The organism is Saccharopolyspora sp. MMCC62 (assembly GCF_057736575.1).
In genome coordinates, this window is record NZ_JBYKCM010000001.1 from 283,588 (window position 1) to 308,490 (window position 24,903).

25 protein-coding genes are annotated in these 24,903 nt (G+C 73.3%); 10 read left to right on the forward strand and 15 right to left on the reverse strand.

What is annotated here, in order from left to right; all coding sequences use genetic code 11:
• Window positions 1–21 precede the first annotated feature (21 nt).
• From AC29IT_RS01315 to AC29IT_RS01335, 5 genes are all read left to right on the forward strand, one after another.
• Window positions 22–1,341: an MFS transporter gene (locus AC29IT_RS01315; protein ID WP_488217527.1), complete on the forward strand. Its 1,320-nt coding sequence runs from the start codon at window positions 22–24 to the stop codon at window positions 1,339–1,341.
• Between the two features lie 46 nt (window positions 1,342–1,387).
• A complete protein-coding gene (locus AC29IT_RS01320; protein ID WP_488217528.1) occupies window positions 1,388–2,410 on the forward strand; it encodes an alcohol dehydrogenase catalytic domain-containing protein in 1,023 nt (340 codons plus the stop codon).
• Entirely contained in the window at window positions 2,407–3,621 is a 1,215-nt protein-coding gene (gene manD, locus AC29IT_RS01325) for a D-mannonate dehydratase ManD (protein WP_488217529.1), read from the forward strand. The genes AC29IT_RS01320 and manD overlap by 4 nt, the downstream gene beginning before the upstream one ends.
• 62 nt (window positions 3,622–3,683) lie before the next feature.
• Window positions 3,684–4,610: a sugar kinase gene (locus AC29IT_RS01330; RefSeq protein ID WP_488217530.1), complete on the forward strand. Its 927-nt coding sequence runs from the start codon at window positions 3,684–3,686 to the stop codon at window positions 4,608–4,610.
• A 274-nt stretch (window positions 4,611–4,884) separates the two neighbouring features.
• Window positions 4,885–5,919: a DUF3616 domain-containing protein gene (locus tag AC29IT_RS01335; protein WP_488217531.1), complete on the forward strand. Its 1,035-nt coding sequence runs from the start codon at window positions 4,885–4,887 to the stop codon at window positions 5,917–5,919.
• Between the two features lie 7 nt (window positions 5,920–5,926).
• On the opposite strand, the gene AC29IT_RS01340 is transcribed toward AC29IT_RS01335, so the two are convergent.
• The 12 genes from AC29IT_RS01340 to AC29IT_RS01395 all read right to left on the reverse strand — a co-directional run bounded on the left by AC29IT_RS01340 (window position 5,927) and on the right by AC29IT_RS01395 (window position 15,769).
• Window positions 5,927–6,928: an LLM class flavin-dependent oxidoreductase gene (locus AC29IT_RS01340; RefSeq protein ID WP_358439004.1), complete on the reverse strand. Its 1,002-nt coding sequence runs from the start codon at window positions 6,926–6,928 to the stop codon at window positions 5,927–5,929.
• Window positions 6,925–7,431, reverse strand: coding sequence for a MarR family winged helix-turn-helix transcriptional regulator (locus AC29IT_RS01345; protein WP_358439007.1), 507 nt, complete (start codon window positions 7,429–7,431; stop codon window positions 6,925–6,927). The genes AC29IT_RS01340 and AC29IT_RS01345 overlap by 4 nt, the downstream gene beginning before the upstream one ends.
• Before the next feature lie 99 nt (window positions 7,432–7,530).
• On the reverse strand, window positions 7,531–8,328 hold the full coding sequence (locus AC29IT_RS01350) for an IclR family transcriptional regulator (protein WP_488217532.1): 798 nt from the start codon (window positions 8,326–8,328) through the stop codon (window positions 7,531–7,533).
• 83 nt (window positions 8,329–8,411) lie between these two features.
• Entirely contained in the window at window positions 8,412–8,795 is a 384-nt protein-coding gene (gene pcaC / locus AC29IT_RS01355; RefSeq protein WP_358439013.1) for a 4-carboxymuconolactone decarboxylase, read from the reverse strand.
• A complete protein-coding gene (gene pcaD, locus AC29IT_RS01360) occupies window positions 8,792–9,553 on the reverse strand; it encodes a 3-oxoadipate enol-lactonase (protein WP_358439016.1) in 762 nt (253 codons plus the stop codon). The genes pcaC and pcaD overlap by 4 nt, the downstream gene beginning before the upstream one ends.
• Window positions 9,550–10,875 carry a 3-carboxy-cis,cis-muconate cycloisomerase gene (gene pcaB / locus AC29IT_RS01365; protein WP_488217533.1) on the reverse strand — a complete coding sequence of 442 codons (1,326 nt, stop codon included), beginning with the start codon at window positions 10,873–10,875 and terminating at the stop codon, window positions 9,550–9,552. Before pcaB ends, pcaD begins: the two co-directional genes overlap by 4 nt.
• A 7-nt stretch (window positions 10,876–10,882) precedes the next feature.
• Window positions 10,883–11,452: a protocatechuate 3,4-dioxygenase subunit alpha gene (gene pcaG, locus AC29IT_RS01370; RefSeq protein ID WP_358439022.1), complete on the reverse strand. Its 570-nt coding sequence runs from the start codon at window positions 11,450–11,452 to the stop codon at window positions 10,883–10,885.
• Entirely contained in the window at window positions 11,452–12,174 is a 723-nt protein-coding gene (pcaH, locus tag AC29IT_RS01375; RefSeq protein WP_488217534.1) for a protocatechuate 3,4-dioxygenase subunit beta, read from the reverse strand. Before pcaH ends, pcaG begins: the two co-directional genes overlap by 1 nt.
• Before the next feature lie 13 nt (window positions 12,175–12,187).
• Window positions 12,188–13,369 carry a thiolase family protein gene (locus tag AC29IT_RS01380; RefSeq protein WP_488217535.1) on the reverse strand — a complete coding sequence of 394 codons (1,182 nt, stop codon included), beginning with the start codon at window positions 13,367–13,369 and terminating at the stop codon, window positions 12,188–12,190.
• Window positions 13,366–14,127, reverse strand: a complete 762-nt coding sequence (locus AC29IT_RS01385; protein ID WP_488217536.1) for a CoA-transferase subunit beta — start codon at window positions 14,125–14,127, stop codon at window positions 13,366–13,368. Before AC29IT_RS01385 ends, AC29IT_RS01380 begins: the two co-directional genes overlap by 4 nt.
• Complete coding sequence (locus AC29IT_RS01390) at window positions 14,124–14,942, reverse strand: CoA transferase subunit A (RefSeq protein WP_358439033.1); 819 nt, start codon at window positions 14,940–14,942, stop codon at window positions 14,124–14,126. Before AC29IT_RS01390 ends, AC29IT_RS01385 begins: the two co-directional genes overlap by 4 nt.
• A gap of 341 nt (window positions 14,943–15,283) precedes the next feature.
• Window positions 15,284–15,769, reverse strand: a complete 486-nt coding sequence (locus AC29IT_RS01395) for an NUDIX hydrolase (protein WP_488217537.1) — start codon at window positions 15,767–15,769, stop codon at window positions 15,284–15,286.
• Between the two features lie 485 nt (window positions 15,770–16,254).
• Between AC29IT_RS01395 and sfnG the strand changes: the two genes are divergently transcribed.
• Both sfnG and AC29IT_RS01405 read left to right on the forward strand, forming a co-directional pair.
• Complete coding sequence (gene sfnG, locus AC29IT_RS01400) at window positions 16,255–17,382, forward strand: dimethylsulfone monooxygenase SfnG (RefSeq protein WP_358439039.1); 1,128 nt, start codon at window positions 16,255–16,257, stop codon at window positions 17,380–17,382.
• 33 nt (window positions 17,383–17,415) lie between these two features.
• Window positions 17,416–18,642: an acyl-CoA dehydrogenase family protein gene (locus tag AC29IT_RS01405; protein WP_488217538.1), complete on the forward strand. Its 1,227-nt coding sequence runs from the start codon at window positions 17,416–17,418 to the stop codon at window positions 18,640–18,642.
• A gap of 52 nt (window positions 18,643–18,694) precedes the next feature.
• Here AC29IT_RS01405 and AC29IT_RS01410 read toward each other — a convergent pair whose 3' ends face one another.
• Entirely contained in the window at window positions 18,695–18,868 is a 174-nt protein-coding gene (locus AC29IT_RS01410) for a hypothetical protein (protein WP_358439045.1), read from the reverse strand.
• Window positions 18,869–19,232: 364 nt separating this feature from the next.
• Here AC29IT_RS01410 and AC29IT_RS01415 point away from each other — a divergent pair, with 364 nt between their 5' ends.
• Window positions 19,233–19,934, forward strand: coding sequence for a response regulator (locus tag AC29IT_RS01415; RefSeq protein WP_488217539.1), 702 nt, complete (start codon window positions 19,233–19,235; stop codon window positions 19,932–19,934).
• 205 nt (window positions 19,935–20,139) lie between these two features.
• Here the strand turns inward: AC29IT_RS01415 and AC29IT_RS01420 are convergent, their stop codons facing one another.
• Window positions 20,140–21,888 (reverse strand): sensor histidine kinase, encoded by a 1,749-nt coding sequence (locus tag AC29IT_RS01420; RefSeq protein WP_488217540.1) that lies wholly within the window; start codon window positions 21,886–21,888, stop codon window positions 20,140–20,142.
• A gap of 371 nt (window positions 21,889–22,259) precedes the next feature.
• Window positions 22,260–22,700 carry a MarR family winged helix-turn-helix transcriptional regulator gene (locus AC29IT_RS01425; protein WP_488217541.1) on the reverse strand — a complete coding sequence of 147 codons (441 nt, stop codon included), beginning with the start codon at window positions 22,698–22,700 and terminating at the stop codon, window positions 22,260–22,262.
• Between the two features lie 143 nt (window positions 22,701–22,843).
• Here AC29IT_RS01425 and AC29IT_RS01430 point away from each other — a divergent pair, with 143 nt between their 5' ends.
• Together AC29IT_RS01430 and AC29IT_RS01435 are read left to right on the forward strand one after the other, a co-directional pair.
• Window positions 22,844–23,440: a non-oxidative hydroxyarylic acid decarboxylases subunit B gene (locus AC29IT_RS01430; protein ID WP_358439056.1), complete on the forward strand. Its 597-nt coding sequence runs from the start codon at window positions 22,844–22,846 to the stop codon at window positions 23,438–23,440.
• 17 nt (window positions 23,441–23,457) lie between these two features.
• On the forward strand, window positions 23,458–24,882 hold the full coding sequence (locus AC29IT_RS01435) for a non-oxidative hydroxyarylic acid decarboxylases subunit C (RefSeq protein ID WP_488217542.1): 1,425 nt from the start codon (window positions 23,458–23,460) through the stop codon (window positions 24,880–24,882).
• Window positions 24,883–24,903 lie beyond the last annotated feature (21 nt).

Genomic DNA, 24,903 nt, shown 5'->3' on the forward strand with positions numbered 1-24,903 from the left:
CGGGCGGCTCGAGGAGGAGCGATGACCGGGCGAACCGAGGTCGCGGCCGGGGCGACCCGTCCCCGCGGCCGCGCGAACAACCTGCGGTGGGGCATGGCGCTGCTGTGCTTCGTCGGCCTCTCGGTGAACTACGTGGACCGCTCCGCGCTGAGCGTCGCGCTGCCGTCGATGAACCACGACCTGGGGTTCGACCCGGGAGTGCAGGGCCTGATCCTCGGTACGTTCTTCCTGGCGTACGCGGGGTTCCAGCTGCCCGCGGGGGCGCTCATCGACCGCATCGGGGCGAAGCGCGCGTTCGCGCTCGGCGCCGTGGTGTGGGGCGTGGCGACGATGCTGACCGGTCTGGTCGCCGGTCTGGTGTCGCTGCTGGTGTTCCGATTCCTGCTGGGCATCGGCGAGTCCACCGGGTATCCGGGTTCGGCGAAGGTGGTGTCCCGCTGGTTCCCACGCCGGGAGCGCGCGCTGGCCAACAGCATCTGGGACAACGGCGCGCGGGCGGGTACCGCGGTGGCGCTGCCGGTGGTGACCGCGATCATCGCGTGGGAGGGCTGGCGGGCCGCGTTCATCGTGGTCGGCGTGCTCGCCCTGCTGTGGGCGGGCTGGTGGTGGCTGGCCTACCACGAGCCGGAGGACCACCCGCGGGTGACGGAGGAGGAACTCGCCTACATCCGGGCAGGCGGGGCGCGCGAGGAGTCCACTTCGGACGAAGCGGCGAAGGTGCGCTGGCGGGACCTGTTCCGGTACCGCGCGGTGTGGGCGATGATGCTCGGCTTCTTCTGCCTGAACTACATCATCTTCTTCTTCATCACCTGGTTCCCGAGCTACCTGGTGCAGGCGCGCGGTTTCGACCTGCTGGAGCTGGGCACGGTCGGGGCGATCCCCGGCGTGGTGGCGATCGGGGGCAGCCTGCTCGGCGGCTGGGTGTCGGATTCGCTGGTGCGGCGGGGGTGGAGCCTCACCCGGGCCCGCAAGACCTGCTTGATCCCGGGCATGCTGCTGAGCTCGGTGATCGCGCTGGCGGTGGTGGTGCCGAACGCGGCGACGGCGCTGGTGCTGCTGTCGATCTCCTACGCGAGCCTGGCGTTCAGCGCGGCGTCGGTGGCCTCGTTGCCCGCGGACATGGCACCGCAGCCCGGTCAGGTGTCGTCGCTGGCGGGCATCCAGAACTGCGCGGCGAACATCGCCGGGTTCGTCGGCCCGATCGTCACCGGTGTGCTGCAGGGGGCGACCGGCGGGTCGTTCGTGGCGCCGCTGGTGCTGTCCGGGGTGCTGGGGCTGGTGGGTGCGTTCTCGTACGGGGTGTTGATCCGCGAGGTGGGGCCGCTGCCGGCCCGGAGCTGAGGCCGCAGCGGGAACCGCCTGGTACGCCGACGAAGTGGAGGTAGTGGTGAGCGAACGAGCGGCCGTGCTGCACGGCGCCCGGGACCTGCGGGTGGAACAGGTGGAGCCGGAGCCGCTGCGGCCCGGCGCGGTGCGGGTGGCGGTGCGCGCCACCGGGTTGTGCGGCAGCGACCTGCACTACTACGCCGACGGCCGCAACGGGTCGAACGTGCTGCGCGCCCCCACGGTGCTCGGGCACGAGGCGTCCGGGGTGGTCGTCGAGCTGGGCGAGGGGGTCGACCCGGGCCTGCTCGACGCGGCCGTCGCGGTGGAACCGGCGCGGCCGTGCCGCCGCTGCCCGACGTGTGCGGTGGGCCGGTACAACCTGTGCCCGGCGGGGCGCTGCTTCGGTTCGCCGCCGGTGCACGGCACGATCCGCGGCACGCTGGTGGTGGACGCGGAACTGGTGCACCGGGTGCCCGCCGAGACGGATCCGGCGGTGGCCGCGCTGGTCGAACCGCTCGCCGTGGCCTGCTGGGCGGTGCGTCGCGCCGGGGTGCTCAGCGGGGCGTCGGTGCTGGTGACCGGGGCGGGGCCGATCGGTCAGCTGGCGGTCGCGGCGGCCCGCTCCGCCGGGGCCGCGCGGATCGTGCTCACCGACGTCGACCGGCGGCGACTCGACCTCGCCGCCGGGGCCGGGGCGGACGAGGTCCTGGACACCACCACCGCCGATCCCGAGCCGGGGGCGTTCGACCAGCAGCTGGAGTGCTCCGGGGCGCCGGAGGCGGTCCGCCCGGACGCGCTGGTGCCCGGTGGCGTCGTCGCCCTGGTCGGCATCCCCGCGAACCGGCCCGCCGCCCCGGACCTGCTGGCGGCGGCGCAGCGCTGGGAGATCGACGTGCGCGGCTGCTTCCGCTACGGGCCGGGAGCGTTCGCCACCGCCGCGGCGCTGCTGCGCTCCGGACGAGCGGAGCTGGACCGGATGGTCACCGCCCGGTTCCCGCTCGCTGAGGCCGATCGGGCGCTGCGCACCGCACTGACCGAACGCGATCATCTGAAGATCGCCGTGCTCGCCGAGGAGACCCCGTGAAGATCACCGCCGCCGACGTCGTCGTCACCTGCCCCGGCCGCAACTACGTCACCCTGAAGATCACCACGGAGGACGGGCTGACCGGGCTCGGCGACGCCACGCTCAACGGGCGCGAGCTCGCCGTCGCCTCCTACCTGCGCGACCACGTGTGCCCGCTGCTGATCGGCCGGGATTCGGGGCGCATCAACGACATCTGGCAGTACCTGTACCGCGGGGCCTACTGGCGGCGCGGGCCGGTGACGATGACCGCGATCGCCGCGGTGGACGTCGCGCTGTGGGACCTGCTCGGCAAGGAGACCGGGCTGCCGGTACACCGGTTGCTCGGCGGCGCCGCCCGCGACGGCGTGCTGATCTACGGGCACGCCAGCGGGCAGAGCGTCGAGGAGCTGCTCGACGACGTCGCCGCCTACCGGGAGCGCGGCTACCGGGCGATCCGGGTGCAGGCGGCCGTGCCCGGTCTGGAGAGCACCTACGGGCTGCACCACCCGGGCACCGGTTCCACCTACGAACCGGCCGATGCGGCGATGCCCTCGGACAACGTGTGGCACACCCCGGCGTACCTGGAGTTCGCGCCGGAGCTGATGCGCGCCGTGCGCGAGCGGTTCGGCTACGACTTCCACCTGCTGCACGACGTGCACCACCGGCTGTCGCCGCTGGAGGCCGCGCAGCTGGGCAAGTCGCTGGAGCCGTACCGGATGTTCTGGATCGAGGACCCCACCCCGGCCGAGGACCAGGAGGCGTTCCGCACGATCCGGCAGCACACCACCACGCCGATCGCGGTCGGCGAGGTGTTCAACTCGATCTGGGACTGCAAGCACCTGATCGGCGAGCGGCTGATCGACTACATCCGCGCCTCGGTGTCGCACACCGGCGGGATCACCCACCTGCGGCAGGTGTTCGACCTGGCCGCGCTGCACGGGGTGCGCACCGGTTCGCACGGCGCGGGCGACCTGTCGCCGGTGTCGTTCGCCGCGGCGCTGCACCTGGACCTGACGGTGCCGAACTTCGGCGTGCAGGAGTACATGGGGCATCTGGACCCGGCGGGCGAGGTGTTCAAGGTGAACTACTCGTTCCGCGACGGCTACATGCACCCGGGCGACGCCCCCGGCCTCGGCGTGGAGCTGGACGAGGAGGCCGCGGCCCGCTATCCGTACTCGCCGAAGTACCTGCCGGTGAACCGGTTGCGGGACGGGTCGATGCACGACTGGTGAGCGTGGTGGAATCGGATGATCACCCGGCGCCGCCGGGCGGGACGAGACGGGGAGGACCGGGCGTGATCCGGGTACTGGCCATCGGCGAATGCATGATCGAACTGACCCACCGGGAAGCGGACGTGCTGTCGCTGGGGTGCGCGGGGGACACGTTCAACACCGCGACCTACCTGTCCCGGCTCACCGGCCCCGCGGAGCTGCAGGTGGACTACCTGACCCTGGTGGGGGACGACCACTACAGCGACCGGATCCTGGCTGCGATGCGGGCGGAGGGCGTCGGTACCGACCGGATCGGCCGGGTCGCCGGGGCGCAGCCGGGGCTGTACCTGGTGCGCACCGACGAGTTCGGCGAGCGGTCGTTCACCTACTACCGCTCGCAGTCCGCGGCGCGCGGCCTGTTCGCGGTCGAGGAACCGGACTTCGACGGCTACGACCTGGTGCACCTGTCGGCGATCAGCCTGCAGATCCTCGCACCGCCCGCGCGGGCGCGGCTGCGCGCGGCGCTGCGGCGGTTCCGCGACGCCGGGGGACGGGTGTCCTTCGACAGCAACTACCGGCCGGCCGGGTGGGACGGTGCCGCGGCGGCGGCCGAGCAGGTGCGGGAGCTCTGGTCGCTGACGGCGGTCGGGCTGCCCACGTTCTCCGACGAGCAGGCGCTGTTCGGCGACCCCACCGCGGAGTCCACAGTGGACCGGCTGCGGGCGGCCGGGGTGGCGGACGTGGCGGTGAAGGACGGCGCGGCGGGCTGCGTGGTCTTCGACGGGGAGCGCGGCGTGCGGGTGCCGCCGGTGCCGGTGGAGTCCGTCGTGGACTCCACCGCCGCCGGGGACGCGTTCGACGCCGGCTACCTCGCGGCCCGGCTCACCGGCGCCGACCCGGTCGCGGCCGCGCATCGCGCGCAGCAGCTGGCCGCCACGGTCATCCGCCACCGCGGCGCGATAGTCGCGGATTCCGTGCTCCCCCGGCGATCCGCGGCACCGGTCGGGTGACCGCCTGTCGTTGAACTCGGTTTGCGTCGTGCTCGGGTGGCGGAACCTCAGCGCCCGAACCCGTCGGCGGGTCTTGTCTGTTCCTCGTCAGCGGCGAAGGCGATGAGCAGCGACCACCCGAGCAACCGGACCACCCGCGGGTTCCCTCGCGGGACAGCGATTTCCCTCGTGGCGGAGCACTTGGGAAATCGATCCCGCAGTGAGGGAACCGCTGAGGTTCCGCCACCCCGTGCCACGCACAACGAGCGAGGAGGCACCCGTGTAGAAAAGGCGCATGGGCACCACTCGTTCGGCCGCGCTGCGCTTCCACTCCGACGCGGTGCGCGCGGAGACGCACGTCAACCTGTCCGCGGTCCGGACCGACGGCCACCACCTGTGGGTCGGCGGCGACGAGACCGCCACGGTGGAGCGCTTCACCCGCACCGACGCGCGGCGCCCCGAGTACGCCGAGCACGTCTCGTTCCCCCTCGCCGAGGTGCTGGACCTGCCCGGCGACGCCGACGACGAGGTCGACGTGGAGGGCCTGGCCCGCCGCGGCCCCTACCTGTGGGTCGTCGGTTCGCACAGCGCCAAGCGCAAGAAGCCGAAGGCGCACCACTCGGACGCGAAGGCCGCGAAGCGCCTCGCCACCGTGGTGCCGGAACCGGCCCGTCGGGTGCTGGCGCGGGTGGCGCTCGCCGACGGCGTCCCGGTGCGCCGCACCCGCGACGGGGCGCGCAGCGCGGCGCTCGGCGAACCGGGGCTGCGCGAACTGCTGGCCGATGATCCGCACCTGGCGCCGTTCCTGCCGATTCCCGGCAAGGACAACGGGTTCGACGTCGAAGGCATCGCGGTGCACGGCGAGCCGGGGGCCGAGCGGGTGCTGCTGGGTCTGCGCGGCCCGGTGCTGCGCGGCTGGGCCGTGGTGCTGCGGCTCGCGCCGCGCGAGGAGGACGGGGAGCTGGTGCTGCGCAAGGTCGACGGGCCGCGGCGCTACGCGAAGCACTTCCTGGACCTCGACGGCCTCGGCGTCCGCGATCTGTGCCCGCACGGCGACGACCTGCTGGTCCTCGCCGGCCCGTCGATGGCGCTGTCCGGCCCGGTCCGGCTGTACCGCTGGCCCGGCGCCGCCCGCGCCGACCTGCCGGAGGTCGTGCGCCGCGACGAACTGGTCCGGGTGGCCGACCTGCCGCACGGCGACGGCCGCGACCACGCCGAGGGCATCACCGCGCTGCCCGGCGGCGACCTCCTCGTCGTCCACGACAGCCCCGCCCCGGCGCGCCTGCCCGAACCAGGCACCGTCCTCGCCGACGTCCTCACCCTGGACTGACCGGACCTCAGAACCAGGCGTCGGCGAGGAGCTTCAGGGAGCGGAGGCGGTCGGCGGGGTCGTGGCAGTAGGTGACGGTGATCAGCTCGTCGGCACCGGTGCGGGCGACCAGTTCCTCCAACCGGCGCACCGCGGTCTCCGGGGAGCCGACGGCGTTGATGCCGAGCATCGCGTCGGCGAAGTGCCGCTCCCGCTCGTCCACCGCGCCGGGGTCGACCGGTGCTTCGAGGGCGCGCCGGTTGCCGCTGCGGACGTTGACGAACATGCGCTGCACCGTGGTCCACAGCCGCGCCGCCTCCTCGTCGGAGGGGGCGACCACGACGTTGACACCGACCATCAGGTGCGGCTCGGTGAGCTGCGCGGTCGGTGCCTCGGTGGAGAACGCGGAGCGGTACACCTCGACGATCTCGTCCAGGTCGGCGGGCGCGAAGTGCGAGGCCACCGCGAACGGCAGGCCCAGCTGCCCGGCGATGGAGGCCCCGTTCACCGTCGACCCCAGCACCCACAGCGGGACGTGGGTCCCGGTCGCCGGGCCCGCGGTGACCGGTGCGCTGTGCGCGCGGCCTTCATCGCCGAACCACCCGGTGAGGTCGTAGATCGAGTTGGCGAAGCTCTGCGCGTCCGCCCCGGACCGGCTCAGCAGCTGCGCGGTGATCTGGTCGGTCCCGGGCGCCCGGCCCAGCCCGAGGTCGATGCGCCCGGGGTGCAGCTGGGCGAGGGTGCCGAACGATTCGGCCACCTGCAGCGGCGCGTGGTTGGGCAGCATGATGCCGCCGGAGCCGACGCGGATCCGTTCGGTGCGGTCGGCGGCCTGCGCGATGAGCAGCGCGGTCGCGGTGGCGCCGAGGTACGGGGTGTTGTGGTGCTCGGCGTACCAGACCCGGCGGTAGCCGAGCTCGTCGGCGAGTTCGGCGGCGGCCATCGACGAGGCGATCGCGTCGGCGATGGTGGAGCCCTCGCTGACGGAGACGAGGTCGAGGACGTCGAGCGGGACGTGTGGTGCGGTCACGAAGCCCCTCCGGGCGGGTCGGTTTCCAGGAATTCGGCGGCGATGGCGTCGTTGTAGCGGCTGACCATCTCGGACAGCAGGCGCAGGTCCTGCTCGCTCCAGCCGGACAGCAGGGCCGCGGTGCGTTCGCGGCGGCGTTCGCACACCGCGCGCACCGCGGCTTCGCCGGAGTCGGTGATGGCCAGGACGCTGCGGCGGCGGTCGGCGCCGTCGGGGCTGCGGGTGAGGTGCCCGGCGCGTTCCGCGGCGAGCACCTGCCTGCCGGTCGTGGACGGGTCCAGGCCGAGCGCGGCGGCGAGTCCGCCGATGTCGGAGGGCCCGCGCGCGATGAGGGTGCGCAGCAGCAGGTATCCGGCGCGGTCCACCTCCTGGTGCAGCTCGCCGCGGCGGCACAGCATCTCCAGGTTGCGCATCAGCACCGCGGTCTGGAACTCGACGGTGTCGATCGCGTCGCAGCCCTGCTCGGTGCCGGTGGTGGCGCGGGGGAGTCGCGCGTCGGTCACGGTCTCGTCCCTCCTCGGCGTTCCGGCGATACCGGTACGATACCGATATCGGGTCGACGGGTGCCGGGCAGGTCCGTTCGGGAACCGAGCCTCAGCGGCTCACCGCGCGGTCGCGGCCGAACCGGGCGCCGAGCGCAGGTCCGCGCCGATCGCCCCGGTCGTCTCCAGCAGCGCCGGCAGCAGGTTCTCCTGCGCCTGCTCGGCCGTGGTGCGACTGGCGTGCGAGGAGATGTTCGCCGCCGCCACCACCCGGTCCGCGCGGTCCCGGATCGGGGCGGCGATCGACCGCAGCCCCGCCTCCAGCTCCTGGTCCACCAGCGCCCAGCCCTGCTCGCGGATCCGCGACAGCTCGGCGCGCAGCTCCTCGGCGCTGCCGACGGTGTGCGGGCCCAGCGGGTCCAGCCGCACCCGCGCGAGGAAGTCGTCCAGCCGCTCGGCGGGCAGGTTCGCCAGCAGCACTCGGCCCATCGAGGTCGCGTAGGCGGGGAACCGGGTGCCGATGTTGATCGACACCGTCATGATGCGGCTGGTGGGCACGCGCGCGATGTAGACGATGTCGTCGCCGTCGAGCACCGACACCGACGCCGACTCGTGCACCCGCGACACCAGGCGTTCCAGGTGCGGCTGGGCGATCTCCGGCAGCGACACGCTGGACAGGTAGGCGAAGCCGAGCTCCAGCACCCGCGGCGTCAGCGCGAACAGCCGTCCGTCCGTCCACACGTACCCCAGCTGCACCAGGGTGTGCAGGAATCGGCGGGCGGCGGCGCGGGACAGGTCGGTCGCGCGCGCGACGTCGCTGAGCGTCATCTCCGGCCGCGTCTCGTCGAACGCGCGGATCACCGCGAGGCCGCGCGCCAGCGACTGCACGTACCCGCCGGATTCCGAAGCCGGTTCCATCGCTCTCCTCGCTCGCCCGGGACGGCCGTCGCCCCGCGCACCTACCGTTCCACATGCGACGCCCGGGGCGACCACGGCACCCGTCAGCCGTCCTCGGCGGCGAGCACGTCCCTGGCCAGGGCGAAGGCCCGGTTCGCCTTCGGCACCCCGGCGTAGATCGCCACGTGCATCAGCACCTCCCGGATCTCCTCGGTGCCGACGCCGTTGCGGCGGGCGGCGCGCACGTGCATCGCGAACTCCTCCTCGCAGCCGGTCGCCGCGAGGATCGCGAGCGTCAGGCAGCTGCGGGTCGGGCGCGGCACGCCGTCGCCGGTCCACAGCTCGCCCCACGCGTAGCGGGTGATGAAGTCCTGGAACCCGGCGGTGAACTCGGTGGTGGCGGCGACGGCGCGGTCCACGTGCGCGTCGCCGAGCACCTCGCGGCGCACCGCCATGCCCTCGGCGTGCCGGGTCTGGTCGTCGGTCATCGCGCGCTCCTCGTGAAGTGGTCCAGCAGCAGGGCGTTCACCGCGTCCGGCCGTTCCGCGACGGCCAGGTGCGAGGCGTCGTCGAGCACGTCCAGGCGCGCGCCGGGCACCGCGGCGGCGATGCGCTCGGCGTGCGGCGGGGGAGTGGCCGGGTCCTCGCGCGCGGCGAGCACCAGCGTCGGCGCGGTGATCCGGGGCAGTCCCTCGACGAGATCCAGCTCGGCGATGGCCTCGGCGCAGCTCGCATAGCCCTCGTCGTCGCAGGCGCTGAGCGCGGCGCCGAACGGGACCGCCGCGTCGGTGGCCGCGAACGCGGGCGTGAACCAGCGCTCCAGCGAACCCGCGACCATCGAGGTGGTGCCGTCCCGGCGGGCCTGCGCGGCCCGATCCCGCCACGCCTGGCGCGGGGTGAGCTCGGCGGACGTGCAGATCAGCGCGAGCCGCCCGATGCGCTCCGGCGCGTGCTGCGCCAGCCACATGCCGGTCATGCCGCCCAGCGACACCCCCGCGAAGTGCGCGCGAGCCACGCCGAGCCGGTCCAGCAGCTCCAGCACGTCGGTGCCGAGCTCGCCCAGCCGGTACGGGCCGGGTGGCGCGGCGGTGCCGCCGTGCCCGCGCTGGTCGTAGCGCAGCACCCGGAAGTGCTCGGCGAGCGCGGGCACCTGCCCGTTCCACAGCCCCAGGTCGGTGCCCAGCGAATTGGACAGCACCAGCACGTCGGCGTCGTCCGGTCCGGTCAGGTCGTGGTGCGGGATCATCGGTTCCCTCCGAGGTCGTGCCGGGCCAGGGCGCGGTCCACGAACGCCTCGGCCGAACCGAGCCGCCCGGCGGGGTCGGTGGCCGCGACGACGTCCGCCTCGGACAGCACCGCCCGCACCCGCTCGTCGGCGAGCAGCGCGGCCCGCAACGTGCCGCCGCGTTCGGCGACCTGCTCGCACAGTTCGGCGACGAGCCGCCGCGCCTCGGTGCCGCCCAGGGCGCCGCGCAGGGCGGCGGACGCGCTCTCGGCCAGCACCAGCCCGCCGGTGAGCTCCACGTTCGCCGCCATCCGGTCGGCGCGCACCCGCAGCCCGGCCAGCAGCCGGTCCGCGCCCGCGGCGGCCGCGGCGACCAGGCGCAGCAGTTCGGTCAACGGCTCCCACTCGGCCTGCCAGGTCCCGGCGGCGCGCTCGTGCGCCTGCGGCATCGCGGCCAGCAGCGTCGCCACCAGGCCGGGGACCCGGTGCGCGGCAGCGGTGATCAGCACCGAGCCCGCCGGGTTCTGCTTGTGCGGCATCGCCGACGAGCCGCCGGAGCTGCCCTCGGCGAGTTCGCCGACCTCGGTCTGCGCGTGCAGCTCCACGTCCAGCGCGATCTTGCCGAGCGCCCCCGCCACCGCGCCCAGCGCGCCCGCGAGCTCGGCGACGCGGGTGCGGTCGGTGTGCCACGGCAGCACCGGTTCGGCCAGGCCCAGCTCGGCGGCGAGGTGGCCGAGCACGGCCGTGCCGCGATCACCGAGGGAGCCGAGCGTGCCCGCGGGCCCGCCCAGCTGCACCGCGAGCCGCTCGTCGACCACCCGCTCCAGCGCGGCGGTCGACTCATCCAGCGCCGTCAGCCAGCTCGCGCAGCGGCGGCCGAACGTCGTCGGCAGCGCCTGCTGCAGCAGCGAACGCCCGATCATGAGCGTGCCGCGGTGCTCCCGAGCCAGCTCGGCGCACCGGTCGGCGGCGCCGCGCAGGTCGGCGAGCACGCCGCGCAGGGTGCGGCGGACCACCAGCATCGCGGCCGTGTCGAGCACGTCCTGGCTGGTCGCGCCCACGTGCACGTGCGGCCGGGCCGACGGGTCCACCAGCTCGCTCAGGTCCGCGACCAGCGCGATCACCGGGGTCGCCGAGCCGACGGCGCGCCGCGCGATCGAGTCCAGATCGAACTCCTCGGCCCGGCAGTGCGCCGCGATCAGGTCGGCGGCCTCCGGCGGGACCACTCCGGCGCGGGCCTGCGCACGGGCGAGGGCGGCCTCGAAGTCGAGCATCGCCTGCGCCCACGCGGCCGGGCCGGTGCGCCGCTGCGCGTCCGGGGTGCTGAACATGGGGGTGAACACGGCGGCCTCAGAGCGCGAAGAAGACGGTCTCACCGTCGCCCTGGAGCCGGACGTCGAAGCGCAGCCCGTCCGGTTCGGCGGTGGCGATCAGCGTGCCCCGGCGCTCTTCTTCCACAGTGGACAGAACGGGGTCGGTGGCGTTCGCGGCGGCCTCGTCCGGGAAGTACACCCGGGTCACCAGCCGCTGCAGCATGCCGCGCGCCAGCACCGTGACGTCCAGGTGCGGCGCCTCGGTGCGCCCGTCGGGCGTCGGCAGCGGGCCCGGTTTGACCGTGCGGAACCGGAAACCGCCCTGCGGATCGGTGCCGCAGCGCCCGAAGCCCTGGAAGGAACCGGCAGCGCCGCGCGGGTCGGCGTGGTGCGCGAACCGGCCCCGTTCGTCGGCCTGCCAGATCTCGAGGACCGCGTCCGGCACCGGCTCGCCCGCGCCGTCGAACACCGTTCCGCGCAGCACGATCGCGCCCGGCGCGCCGTCCGCGACGACGTCGGGACCGTCCGGCCACAGCAGCCCGTCCGGCAGCGCGTAGAACGGGCCGACGGTCTGCGACGGCGTGGTGAGCTCGTCCTGCTCCGGCATCAGTCGTCGTCCTCCTCGTCGTCCTCGAACGGGGTCGCGTCCGCGCCGCGCAGCACGATGTCGAACTTGTAGCTCAGCGCCCACTCCGGCACGGTGCTCGCCAGGTCGAACCGGCTGATCATGCGGTCCCGCGCCGCCGGGTCGCGCACCGAGTTGAAGATCGGGTCCTGGCCGAACAGCGGATCGCCCGGGAAGTACATCTGCGTGATCAACCGCTGGGTGAACGCCTGCCCGAACAGCGAGAAGTGCAGGTGCGCGGGCCGCCACGCGTTGTCGTGGTTGCGCCACGGGTAGGCGCCCGGCTTGATCGTCACGAACCGGTAGTTCCCGTCCGCGTCCGTCATCGCCCGCCCCACGCCGGTGAAGTTCGGGTCCAGCGGCGCCGGATGCCGGTCCCCGGAGTGCCGGTAGCGGCCCGCCGAGTTCGCCTGCCACAGCTCCAGCAGCGTGTGCGGAACCGGCTTCCCGCCGGAGTCGAGGACCCGGCCGCTGACGACGATCCGCTCGCCGAGCGGTTCGCCCGCGTGCCCGGCGGTGAGGTCGTGGTCGTGCTCGCCGACCCGGTCGTGGCCGAGCAGCGGCCCGGTGACCTCGGTGAGGTACTGCGGCAGCAGCCGCAGCGGCTGCTTCGGGTAGCGCAGCGCCGAGGAGCGGTAGCCCGCGCTGTCCAGCGGCGGGTGCGAGGCGTCGTCGGTCCGGTAGTGCGGCAGCAGCATGCTCATCGTCGGCTCCTCCTCACGCCTGCAGGACCACGGCCAGGCCCTGCCCGACCCCGATGCAGATCGCGGCCAGGCCCCAGCCGCCGCCCGCGGCGCGCAGCTGGTGCGCCAGGGTTCCCAGGATGCGCGCGCCCGACGCGCCCAGCGGGTGGCCGAGGGCGATGGCGCCGCCCTGCACGTTCACGATCTCCGGGTCCAGGTCCGGCCAGTCGGCGAGGCAGGCCAGCGACTGCGCGGCGAACGCCTCGTTGAGCTCCACCGCGGTCAGGTCGCCCCAGCCGATGCCCGCGCGGCGCAGCGCGGTCTCCGCCGCCGCCACCGGGCCGATGCCGAACACGTCCGGATCGACCCCGGCGACGCCGCGCCCGGCGATCCGGGCCAGCGGGGTGACGCCCAGGTCGGCGGCGACCGCTTCGGTACCGATGAGCAGCGCGGCGGCGCCGTCGTTGAGCGGCGACGAGTTCCCGGCGGTGACGGTGCCGCCCTCGCGGAACGCGGGCTTGAGCTTCGCCAGCTTCTCCGGTGAGCTGTCCGCCCGCACGCCCTCGTCCGCGGTCAGCTCGGTGCCCGGCACCGCGACCACTTCGCGCTCGAACGCCCCGGCCTCCCATGCGGTGGCGGCGCGGCGGTGGCTGCGCACCGCGAACTCGTCCTGGGCCTCGCGGCTGATGCCGTAGCGGTCGGCGAGCAGTTCGGCGGAGGAACCGAGCCCGATGGTCCAGCGCTCCGGCATCCGCGGGTTCGTCATCCGCCAGCCGAGCGTGGTCGAGTGCAGCGTCTCGTGCCCGCGCGGGAAACCGGCTTCCGGCTTCTGCAGCACCCACGGCGCGCGGCTCATCGATTCGACGCCGCCGGCGATGGTGAGTTCGTGGTCGCCGGTCTCCACGGCCCGGCTGGCTCCGATGGCGGCTTCCAGCCCGGAGCCGCACAGCCGGTTGACGGTGGCGCCCGCGACGCCGGTCGGGAGTCCCGCGAGCAGGACGGCCATCCGCGCGACGTTGCGGTTGTCCTCGCCCGCGCCGTTGGCGTCGCCGAACGCGACGTCCTCGATCCGCGCCGGGTCCAGGCGCGGGGAGCGGTCCACGAGGGTGCGCACCACGTGCGCGGCCAGGTCGTCCGGGCGCACCTCGGCGAGGCCCTTGCCGTAGCGGCCGAAGGGGGTGCGCACCGCGTCGAGGATGTGAGCTCCGTTGCTCATGCTGCTGCTCCGATCGTGGCCTTGAGTTCCCGCAGCACCCGCAGTTCGGTGTCGCTCGGGGGTTCCTGGACGGTGGGCGAGTCGGCGACCCGCAGGTCCCAGCCGGTGGCGGCCCGCACCTGTTCGACGGACACGCCGGGGCTGAGCCGGGTGAGGGTGAGCTCGCAGGTCCGCGGGTCGGGTTCGAGCACCCCCAGGTCGGTGATCACCTTCACCGGTCCACGCCCGCGCAGCCCCAGCCGCTCCCGATCGCCCGCGCCGCGGCCGTAGCCGACGGAACTGGTGAAGTCGACGGAGTCGACGAAGCTGCGGGTGCTCTGCCGCATCACCACCAGCACCTCCTTGCAGGAGGCGGCGATCTCCGGGGCACCTCCCGCGCCGGGCAACCGCACCTTCGGGTTCGCGTAGTCGTCGCCGATCACGGTGGAGTTGATGTTGCCGAACCGGTCGATCTGCGCGCCGCCGAGGAACCCGAAGTCGATGCGGCCCGGCTGCAGCCAGTAGTTGAAGATCTCCGGCACGCTCACCACGGAATCCGCGGTGTCGGCGAGCACCCCGTCGCCGATGGACAGCGGCAGCCGGTCCGGTTTCGCCCCGAGCGTGCCCGATTCGTAGATCAGCACCAGGTCGGGGGCGTGCGTGCGGCGGGCCAGGTTCGCGGCGGTGCTGGGCAGCCCGATGCCGACGAAGCAGGCGGCACCGTCGGTGAGCGAGCGCGCGGCGGCGACGCTCATCATCTCGTCGGCGGTGAAGGTCATCGCGCGCTCCTCTCGGCCAGGCCTTCGCGGTCCAGCCACGCCTCGAATTCGGCGCGGTCGCGGGAGATCTCGTCCCAGCGCCGGTAGTAGTCGTTGTCCCGCTCCGAGTAGCCCTGCGCGTAGGAGGGGTGGGCGCCGCCGGGGACCTCCGCGACGGCGGTGACGGCCCACTTCGGCAGCACCACGGCGCCGGGTCGCGGCGTGAGCTCGTCGACGACCTCCTCGACGGTCACCAGGGAGCGCTTCGCGGCGAGCACGGTCTCCTTCTGCACGCCGGTGATGCCCCACAGCTGCACGTTGCCCTGCCGGTCGGCCTGCTGGGCGTGCACGATGCCGACGTCCGGGTTCAGCGCGGGCACGGCGGCCAGTTCTTCCCCGGTGAACGGGCAGGTCACGGTCTTGATGGAGTCGGTGTGCGCGGGCAGGTCGGTGCCGGTGTAGCCGCGCAGGATCGCGAACGGCAGCCCGGAGGCGCCCGCGGCGTAGCGGTTGGCCATGCCGGCGTGGCTGTGCTCCTCGATCTCCAGCGGCACCGGCCAGGAGTGCTGCACCGCGTCCCGGAACCGGTGCAGCGAGCCGACTCCGGGGTTGCCGCCCCAGGAGAACACCAGCTTGCGCGCGCACCCGGCGCCGATGAGCTGGTCGTAGACGATGTCCGGCGTCATCCGGCACAGCACCAGATCGCGCTTGCGCTGCCGGATGATCTCGTGCCCGGCGGCGACCGGGATGAGGTGCGTGAAGCCTTCGAGCGCGATCACGTCGCCGTCGGCGACCAACTCGTCGATCGCCTCGTCCAGCCCGAGGATGCGTGCCACCGATCCACTCCGATCGTGCGCATAGTGAACACGTGTGCTTTCCGCGAACACTAGTGCCGTCGCGATTTCCCGGTCAAGCACCCGAACGCCACCCTGGCGCGGTTCCGGCGAACGTGCCGGCGGTAGGCGAGGGGGCGTGAGGGGAGCTCGGACGGCGTCCGCTCTCGTGCGCGAGAGGGCGCGGCGAGCGGCTGAGGTGTCCCCGGGTGCGGCCTGCGAACCGCTCGCGCCGGTGGCGCAGCACGACGACGCCGCCGTGCCGGACGGGCACGACGGCGCGGCGGAGCTGTGGAGCGGAAGAGCGGCGGCCGGGGCGCGATCACCCGCGCCCCGCCCGCGGATCAGAGGTAGCCGGTGTCCGGGAGCCCCTCGTGCGGGAGGCCCAGGACGGCGATCGCGGCGTTCGCCGCGGCCGCGGCCTGCTGGTGGCCGGTCTCGCCCCAGTTGAGCAGGTCGCCCGCCTTGCCCGGGTGCACCAGCAGCCGCAGGTAGGTGCGCCCGTTGTCCGGGTCCGGTTCCGACGGGTGCACCCCGCTGATCTCGGCGGCCATCCGCACCTGCGCGTACGGGGAGTGCCCGTCGTCGACGCACTGGTAGCCGAGGTAGTGCGGTTCGGCGATGTCGAGCGTGACCTCTTCGTAGGTCTCGCGCCGCAGGATGTCCACGTAGGCGGATTCGCCGGGTTCCGGTCGCCCGCCGGGCAACGAGTGCTTGCCGCCGTCCACCCGGATCAGCACCCGCCCGTCCGGGGCGAACAGGAAGCCGTACACCTGCCGGACGGGTAGGCCCTCGGGCACGGCGCAGGTGTGCCAGGTGAACTTGGCCATGGCGGAATCCCCTTCCCTGCGTGCCCCGGCGGACGCCGCGTGGTCGAACCGGCCACACTACCGTCCGGCGGCCGCGGAGTCCCGCTTCGCCGCGCGGGAATTCGCGCGACGCCCGGCTCCTGTCCGTGACTGTCCACTGTGGATGATGCCCGTCTGGTGGAACGGAAGTGGGATGGCGTTGACACCCCGGTGCGCGCTGGTCACGATGATCCCGTGCTCATCGCGACCAGCCTGACCCGGCGCCGCCACGTGGACTTCGTCCGCGTCGGTGCGCAAGGTTGTCGTCGCTGATCTGATGGTCCCGCCGCGACTCCGGCGGCATCAGCGCTCCTCCCGGTGATCGCCCCGGCGACTCCGCGTCCGGCCGCGGTCCACCTCGCATCCGGTCGACGCCGCGCCGCGGCCACCGGTCCCTGCTCACCCCACCCGGCGATGTGCGCCGTCCGGCGCGCACCGCCGGCTCCACCTGTCCACGGGAGACGACCGTGCCCACCGACATCCCCGCCGCACCGCTGAAGTTCGCCTACTGGGTGCCCAACGTCAGCGGCGGCCTGGTCACCAGCACCATCGAACAGCGCACCGACTTCGGGTTCGACTACAACAAGGAACTCGCGGTGCTCGCCGAGCGCAGCGGGTTCGAGTACGCGCTCAGCCAGGTCCGCTACGCCTCCAGCTACGGGGCCGCTCAGCAGCACGACCCGGCCGCGTTCAGCCTCGGACTGCTGCTGGCCACCGAACGGCTCAAGCTCATCGTCGCGGCCCACCCCGGCCTGTGGCACCCGGCGATCCTGGCGAAGTTCGGCATCACCGCCGACATCCTGTCCCAGGGCCGGTTCGCGGTGAACATCGTCAGCGGCTGGTTCAAGGAGGAGTTCACCGGCCTCGGCGAACCCTGGCTGGAGCACGACGAGCGCTACCGGCGCACCGAGGAGTTCATCCGCGTGCTCCGCGGGTTGTGGACGCAACCGAACTTCGAGCTGTCCGGCGACTTCTACCGCATCCACGACTTCAGCCTGCGCCCGCAACCGTTCGAGGTGCCCGGGCGCCCGCACCCGGAGATCTTCCAGGGCGGCAACTCCTCCGCGGCGCGCACCCTCGCCGGCCGGGTGTCGGACTGGTACTTCAGCAACGGCAAGGACTTCGACGGGTTCAGCGAGCAGGTCGCCGACGTCCGCGCCCAGGCCGCCACCCACGGGCGCACCGTCCGCTTCGGCCTCAACGGCTTCCACATCGCCCGGGACACCGAAGCCGAGGCGAAGGCCGTGCTCAAGGAGATCGTGGACAAGGCCGACGTGTCCGCGGTCGAAGGATTCCGGAAGTCCGTGCAGCAGGCCGGGAAGTCCACATCGGACGGAAAGGGCATGTGGGCGGACTCCGAGTTCGCCGATCTCGTGCAGTACAACGACGGATTCCGCACCGGGCTCATCGGCACTCCGGAGCAGATCGCGCACCGCATCGTCGAGTACAAGAAGCGCGGCGCCGACCTGATCCTGCTCGGCTTCCTGCACTACCTCGAAGACGTCGAGCACTTCGGCACCCACGTGCTGCCGATCGTCCGCGAACTCGAAGCGGACCTGGACCGCACCGGCGACCCGATCACCGCCGCCCGCTGATCACCCGCACCACCGCATCCCGAGGAGAACCCTGTGAGCACCACCGAACCCACCACCGACCGCTGGACCCGGCGACCCGACACCCCCGAGGGCTGGCTGGACCGAGCCCGCGACGTGGCCGCGCTGCTGGCCGTCGACGCCGTCGAACGCGACCGGGCCGGCGCCACCCCGCACGCCGAAGTCCGGCTACTCAAGGAATCCGGCCTCGTCACCCTCCTCGGGCCCGTGGAACACGGCGGCGGCGGACAGCGCTGGGACACCGCCTACCGCGTCATCCGGGAGGTCGCCCAGGGCGACGGCTCCATCGGCCAGCTGCTCGGCTACCACTACCTGTGGGCGTGGGCGGTGCGGCTGGTCGGCACCGACGCGCAGATCGACGCCGTCGAACGGCTCTACACCGAGAACGACCTGTTCTTCGGCGGGGCGGTGAACCCGCGCGACTCCGACGTGGTCATCACCGACGAGGGCGACGAGATCGTCTACACCGGGCGGAAGTCCTTCTCCACCGGCGGCAAGGTCTCCGACCTCACCGTGCTGGAAGGCGTCCTCGACGGCACCGACAAGCACATCTTCGCCATCGTGCCCTCCGACCAGGAGGCCATCGTCTTCGGCGACGACTGGGACAACCTGGGCCAGCGGCTCACCGAATCCGGCAGCGTCGAGATCCGCGGCGTGCGGGTGCCCTGGGAATCGGCGGCGGGCTACGTGGACAAGGAGTTCCAGCCGCTGGTCTACAACACGCTGAACACGCCCACCATCCAGCTGGTGTTCGCGAACTTCTACCTCGGCATCGCGCAGGGAGCGCTGGACGCCGCGACCGCCTACACCCGGGACAAGACCCGGCCGTGGCCCTACGGCGGCGACGACAAGAGCAGCGCCACCGAGGAGTTCTACGTCCTCGACGCCTACGGCGACCTGCAGGCGAAGCTGTGGGCCGCGGAAGCGCTCGTCGACCGCGCCGTCCGGCGCATCGACGAGCTGCTGCACGCCGAACGGGACTCGGTGACCGAGGTGCAGCGCGGCCAGGCCGCCGTGCTCATCGCCGCCGCCAAGGAGCGGATCGTGCAGACCGGGCTGGAGATCGCCACCCGGATCTACGAGGTGACCGGGGCGCGCGCGACCGCGAACTCGGCGGGGCTGGACATCTTCTGGCGCAACCTGCGCACCCACACGCTGCACGACCCGATCGCCTACAAGCGGGTCGAGGTGGGCCGCTACGCGCTGCTCGGCGAGATCCCGGAACCCACCTGGTACACGTGATCCACCGCGGACCGCGCCCCGCCCGGCACCACCGGGCGGGGCGTGCCGCGAGTCAGCCGCCGAGCCAGGTGGCGACGAACTTCGCGACCCGGCCGACCCGGCGGATCTTGGGGCGGCCGCCGGCCACGCCGTGGATCTCCCACTCCTGCCCGCACTCCGGGCAGTACCACGGGCCCAGCCTGCTCGCGTCCGGCTCGCACGGGTGACCCCGCCGTCCTCGCCGCATCCCGCCGCCCCTCCCGACTCGTACCGCGCCGCGGCTCCCGCGAGCCGCGACGATGATCAGCACCGATGACACCACAGCGCGCCGCCGTCGCGGAACATTTCCGGATCGTGGTCATCCGGCCGGGGGTGGGACCTTCGGCCGTGTGACCCGCCGTGTCCGGTTCGTACCGTCGAACAGGTGAGAACAGCTGGGAGCGCTCGGCGCGCGGCGCCAGGACCGCATCGGACCGGCACCACCGCCACCACCGGAGTCCGGATCAGCGGGCGCCGCCGCCGGTCCTGCGCCGCCCGCCGCACCGCCCTTAGCCTGGCAACGACGGGGTCTGGCGCACCCGCACGCCGCGGGTGGAAGCGGGGGCTGCGAGATGGCACGACCGGACGGGGCGGACACCACGGGCGAACCGGCGGCGGACGGTGGCGGTGCGACCCGCATCGCCCTCGTCGACGACCACGAAGTGGTGCGCCGCGGGATCGCCGACCTCCTCGAGGACGAAGACGACTTCACCATCGTCGCCGAGGTCGGCACCGTGCAGGAGGCGCTGGTGCGGCTGCCGCCGGCCCGGCCCGACGTGGCGGTGCTCGACGTGCGGCTGCCCGACGGCAACGGGATCGAGCTGTGCCGCGAACTCCTGTCGCTGCTGCCCGGCGTGCGCTGCCTGGTGCTCACCTCGTTCTCCGACGACGAAGCGCTGCTGGACGCGATCATGGCCGGGGCGTCCGGGTACGTGCTCAAGCAGGTCCTCGGGTCGGATCTGCGCTCGGCGATCCGGCAGGTCGCGGCCGGCCGCTCGCTGCTCGACGCGGCCACCACCTACGCGGTGCTGGAACGGCAGCGGCGCAAGCACTCCCAGGAGGACCCGCTGCGGCGGCTCACCGAACAGGAGCGGGCCGTGCTGGAGCTCATCGGCGCCGGGATGACCAACCGGCAGATCGCCGAGCGGATGTTCCTCGCCGAGAAGACCGTGAAGAACTACGTCTCCCAGCTGCTCGCGAAGCTCGGGATGCAACGGCGCACCCAAGCCGCGGTCCTGGCAACGGAACTCCGCTCCCGGCCGTCCTCCGGGTGAGCTCGCTCCGTCGTGCGCGGGACGCCGTCCCCGGCTGAGTGCTCGTCGTTCCCGCCCGAGAACGCCGTCCTCGCGAGGATGACGGCCGAGAACCCGCCGCGGTGCCGGTCGCTCGGGCCCCGCCGGTCCAGCGGCGTCGCAGCCGACGGGAGAACGCCCGATCCGCTGCTCGGGCGAGGACGCGGCGCGGGTCGAGGGTGATCGGTCAGCCGGGTTCGCCGTGGGGGAGGGGTGCCTGCCAGGTCAGGCGGGTGCCGCCGTCCTCGGGCGCGGTCAGGTCGAGGGTGCCCGCGAGTTGTTCGGCGCGGGCGCGGAGGTTGCGCAGGCCGTTGCCGGGAGCACCACCGCCCACCCCGCAGCCGTTGTCGACCACCTCGATGGTGAGCGCCGCACCGGTCTCCACCGACACCGTGATCGCGGTCGCCCCGCCGTGGCGCAGCGCGTTCGCCACCGCCTCCCGCACCACCGCCTCCGCGTGCTCGAAGAAGCCGCCCGGTACCGCGGTGTCGATCGCGCCGGACATCCGCACCGCCGGGGCGAATCCCGCGCCGCTGCTCACATCCGCGACCGTGTCCAGCAACCGGCGGCGCAGGCTCACCGGATCGTCCGCGCCGGGCGAGGAGTGCAGGTCGAAGATCGCGGTGCGGATCTCCCGGACCGTGTCGTCGAGCTGCTGCACCGACTGCTGCACCCGCCGCCGCACGTCCGAATCGGTGGCGCGGCGCAGCGTGCCCTGCAGGCTCAACCCGGTCGCGAACAGCCGCTGGATCACGTGGTCGTGCAGGTCGCGGGCGATGCGGTCCCGCTCGCCGAACACGTCGAGCTGCCGCTGCGCGCGGTTCTTCGCCGCGAGCTCCAGCGCGATCGCCGTCTGGTCGGCGAAGGACGCCAGCAGCGGCACCTGGCCCGGCCCGAACGGCCTGCTCTCCTTGCGGCGCAACGCGATCACGGCGCCCGCGCCCGCTTCGCCGGAGTGCAGCGGCACCGCCAGCGCCGGGCCGTAGCCGGGCAGCACGTGGTTGAGCCCGCTGACCGGGGCCGCCGACACGTCCGACTCCAGCACCGGGGTGTCGCCGGTGAGGCTGGCCAGCACCGGGCCGTCGGTGCTCACCGGGATGCCCACTTCGATGTCCGCTTCGCCCGCGACGGCCTCCACCCGCGCCTGCCCGCTGGAGGTGCCCTGGCGGGCCAGCACGATCAGCGCGCAGTCGGCGCGGGAGATCTCCATGGCGCGCTGCGCGATCAGCCGCAGCCCGTCGGCCGTGCTCACCCCGGACAGCAGTTCGGTGGTGATCTCGCTCGAAGCCTGCAGCCAGCGGTGCCGCAGCCGCGCCTGGTCGAACAGCCGCGCGTTCTCGACCGTCACCCCGGCCGCGGCGGCCAGCGCGCGCAGCACCACCTCGTCGTCCTGGCCGAACTCGCCGCCATCGAGCTTCTCGGTCAGGTACAGGTTGCCGAACACCTCGTCCCGCACCCGGATCGGGATGGCCAGGAAACCGCGCATCGGTGGGTGGTTCTCCGGGAAACCGATCGACGCCGGGTGCTGGGTGAGGTCGCGCAGCCGCAGCGGGCGCGGATCCCTGGTCAGCTGCCCGAGCAGCCCGCGACCGCGCGGGGTCGGCCCCATCCGCGCGGCGGTGGCCTCGTCGATGCCGACGTGCACGAACTGGGTGAACTCGCCGTCCGGACCGAGCACGCCGAGCGCGCCGTAGCGGGCCTGCACCAGTTCGGTCGCGGCGGTGACGATGCGGTGCAGCGTCGTGTCGAGCTCCAGCTCGGTGCCGATCGCGAGCACCGCGTCCAGCAGGTCCTGCATCCGGTCCCGCGTGCTGATCACCCGCGCCAGCCGCTCCTGGAGCTCGCCGAGCAGCTCGTCGAGGCGGAGGTCGCCCAACGTGGAGGCCACCTCTTGCAGCCGGTCGGTGACCGGGTCGTGGGAGGAGGCTTCGGACATCGCTGACCCATCGGTGTGCGGCGGGGCCCGCCGAAGTGCTTCGGCAGGGCGTCGGGTGCGGGTCGCCGGAGCGCCGCCCGCGCTCGGCCGGGTGCCTCCGGAGGCGCGGGCCGGATCGCCGGGGCGGCCGCGCCGGGGCGCGGTCGTGGTGCACGTGCCGGTGCTCGCCGGTGCCGGGCCGCGTGCCGTCGGCGCGGGGTCGAGCGTGACCTGAGTGTGACCCAACACCGCAAAGCCGGCGAGTCGTTCTCGGCCCGGTGCTCGCTGCTCCTGTTGACGAGGGGTGGGGTGGCGGAACCTCAGCCGCTTCGCCGGTGTCTCGGGTGGTCGCTGCTCAGCGGCTTCGCCGCTGACGAGCGGACGACGTGGGGTCAGGTTTCCGGGGGTGGGGCCAGCTGGCCGGTCTCGTCGGCGGCGAGGGTGGTGAGGAGTTCGCGGAGGCGGTCGGACTCCTCGGGGGTGAGGCGGTCCAGCACGGTGCTGTTGATCTCGTCGGCCAGCGCGGTGGTCTCGCGCAGCACCCGGCGGCCCTCGCCGCTCAGCTCCAGCACGCGGCGCCTGCGGTCGTAGCGGTCGACGGTGCGCGTCACGAGCCCGCGCTGTTCCAGGCGGGCGAGCATCGCGGCCAGCGTGGCCTTGTCGATCGCGGCGCGCCTGCCCAGCGCGGCCTGCTCGATGCCGGGGGTTTCCTCGATCGCGGTGAGCGCGGCGTACTGCGGCTTGGTCAGCTGCGGGGATCGCGCCTGCCAGCGGGCGCCGTGGTCCTGCAGGACCCGGCGCATCAGGTGGAAGACGGCGCTTTCCAGCTGCACGACGCACTCCTCATGCCGGTTCGGTGGGCTCGCATCTTACGAGATCGCGCCGGGGCGCGGAGCCGGTGTCGCCGTCCGCGAGATCGGGGTCGCGACAGTGGTAGTCTGCATACGAACGTTCGTCCACGAACTAAAGGAGGCGGGTGGCGTTGCGGCTGATCATCGGGATGACCGGGGCCACCGGCGCGCCGCTCGGCGTGCGGCTGCTCGAAGCGCTGCGCACCCTGCCCGAGGTCGAGACCCACCTGGTGCTGAGCCGTTGGGCCCGCACCACCATCGAGCTCGAGACCGGCCGCAGCGCCCACGAGGTCGCCGGGCTCGCCGACGTGGTGCACGGGCCCGCCGAGCAGGGCGCGGCCATCTCGTCCGGCTCGTTCCGCACCGACGGCATGATCGTCGTGCCGTGCAGCATGAAGACCCTCGCCGGCATCCGCACCGGCTACGCCGACGGGCTCATCGGGCGCGCCGCCGACGTGGTGCTCAAGGAGCGCCGCAAGCTCGTGCTCGTCCCGCGGGAGACACCGCTGAGCGAGATCCACCTGGAGAACATGCTCGCGCTCTCCCGGATGGGCGCCGTGCTGGTGCCGCCGATGCCCGCCTTCTACGACCACCCGCGGTCGGTGACCGACGTGCTCGACCACATCGTGCTGCGGGTGCTCGACCAGTTCGACCTGCCCGCCCCGGACGCGCGCCGCTGGGCGGGACTCGGCGCGGCGTGGACCGCGCCCGCAGAACGATGACCAGCGGAGGAGGAGAAGTGGCCCACGACGACCTGCGTTCCTACCTGGACGCGCTCGACGCGGCGGGACAGCTGCTGCGGATCACCGAACGGGTCGATCCGGAGCCGGACCTCGGCGCCGCCGCCAACGCCGCGGCCCGGCTCGGCGAGGGGGCGCCCGCGCTGCGGTTCGACGACGTCACCGGGTTCACCGACCCGCGGATCGTGCTCAACGCGCACGGGTCCTGGCCCAACCACGCCATCGCGATGGGACTGCCGCCGCAGACCTCCACCCGCGAGCAGGTGCAGGAGTTCATCCGGCGCTGGGAGGACTTCCCGGTCGCGCCCGAACGCCGCGCGGACCCGCCGTTCCTGGCGAACTCCCGGGAAGGCGCCGAGGTCGACCTGTTCGAGGTGCTGCCGCTGTTCCGGCTCAACGACGGCGACGGCGGGTTCTACCTGGACAAGGCCGCCGTCGTCTCCCGCGACCCGGACGACCCGGAGAACTTCGCCAAGCAGAACGTCGGCGTGTACCGGATGGAGGTCAAGGGCCGCGACGAACTCGGCCTGCAACCGGTGCCGATGCACGACATCGCGCTGCACCTGGGCAAGGCCGAGGAGCGCGGCGAGGACCTGCCGGTCGCGATCGCGCTCGGCAACGACCCGATGATCACCATCGTCGGCGGCACCCCGCTCGGGTACGAGCAGTCCGAGTACGAGATGGCGGGCGCGCTGCGCGGAGCCCCGGCGCCGATCGCCACCGGGCCGCTCACCGGGTTCGACGTGCCGTGGGGCTGCGAAGTGCTGCTCGAAGGCGTGGTCGTCGGGCGGCGCCGCGAGGTCGAAGGACCGTTCGGCGAGTTCACCGGGCACTACTCGGGCGGCCGGAACATGCCGGTGGTGCGCATCGACCGCATCTCCTTCCGCACCGACCCGGTCTTCGAATCGCTGTACCTGGGCAAACCGTGGACCGAGATCGACTACCTGATCGGCCCGGCCACCTGCGTCCCGCTGTACCAGCAGCTGCGCGCGGAGTTCCCCGAGGTGCAGGCGGTCAACGCGATGTACACGCACGGGCTGCTGGCGATCGTGTCCACGAAGAAGCGCTACGGCGGCTTCGCCCGCGCGGTGGGGCTGCGGGCCATGACGACGCCGCACGGGCTCGGCTACACCAAGGTCGTGATCGTCGTCGACGAGGACGTGGACCCGTTCGACCTGCCGCAGGTGATGTGGGCGCTGTCCACGAAGGTCAACCCGGCCGGGGACCTGGTGGTGCTGCCGAACATGTCGGTGGTGGGCCTCGATCCGGGGTCCCAGCCCGCGGGCATCAGCGACAAGCTGGTGATCGATGCGACGACGCCGGTGGCGCCGGACGCGCGCGGGCACTACGGCCAGCCGGTGCGGGACCTGCCCGAGACCGAGCAGTGGGTGGCGAAGCTGCGCGCTCTGCTGCGCGAGAGCTGAACCGACGACGAGAGGAGAACC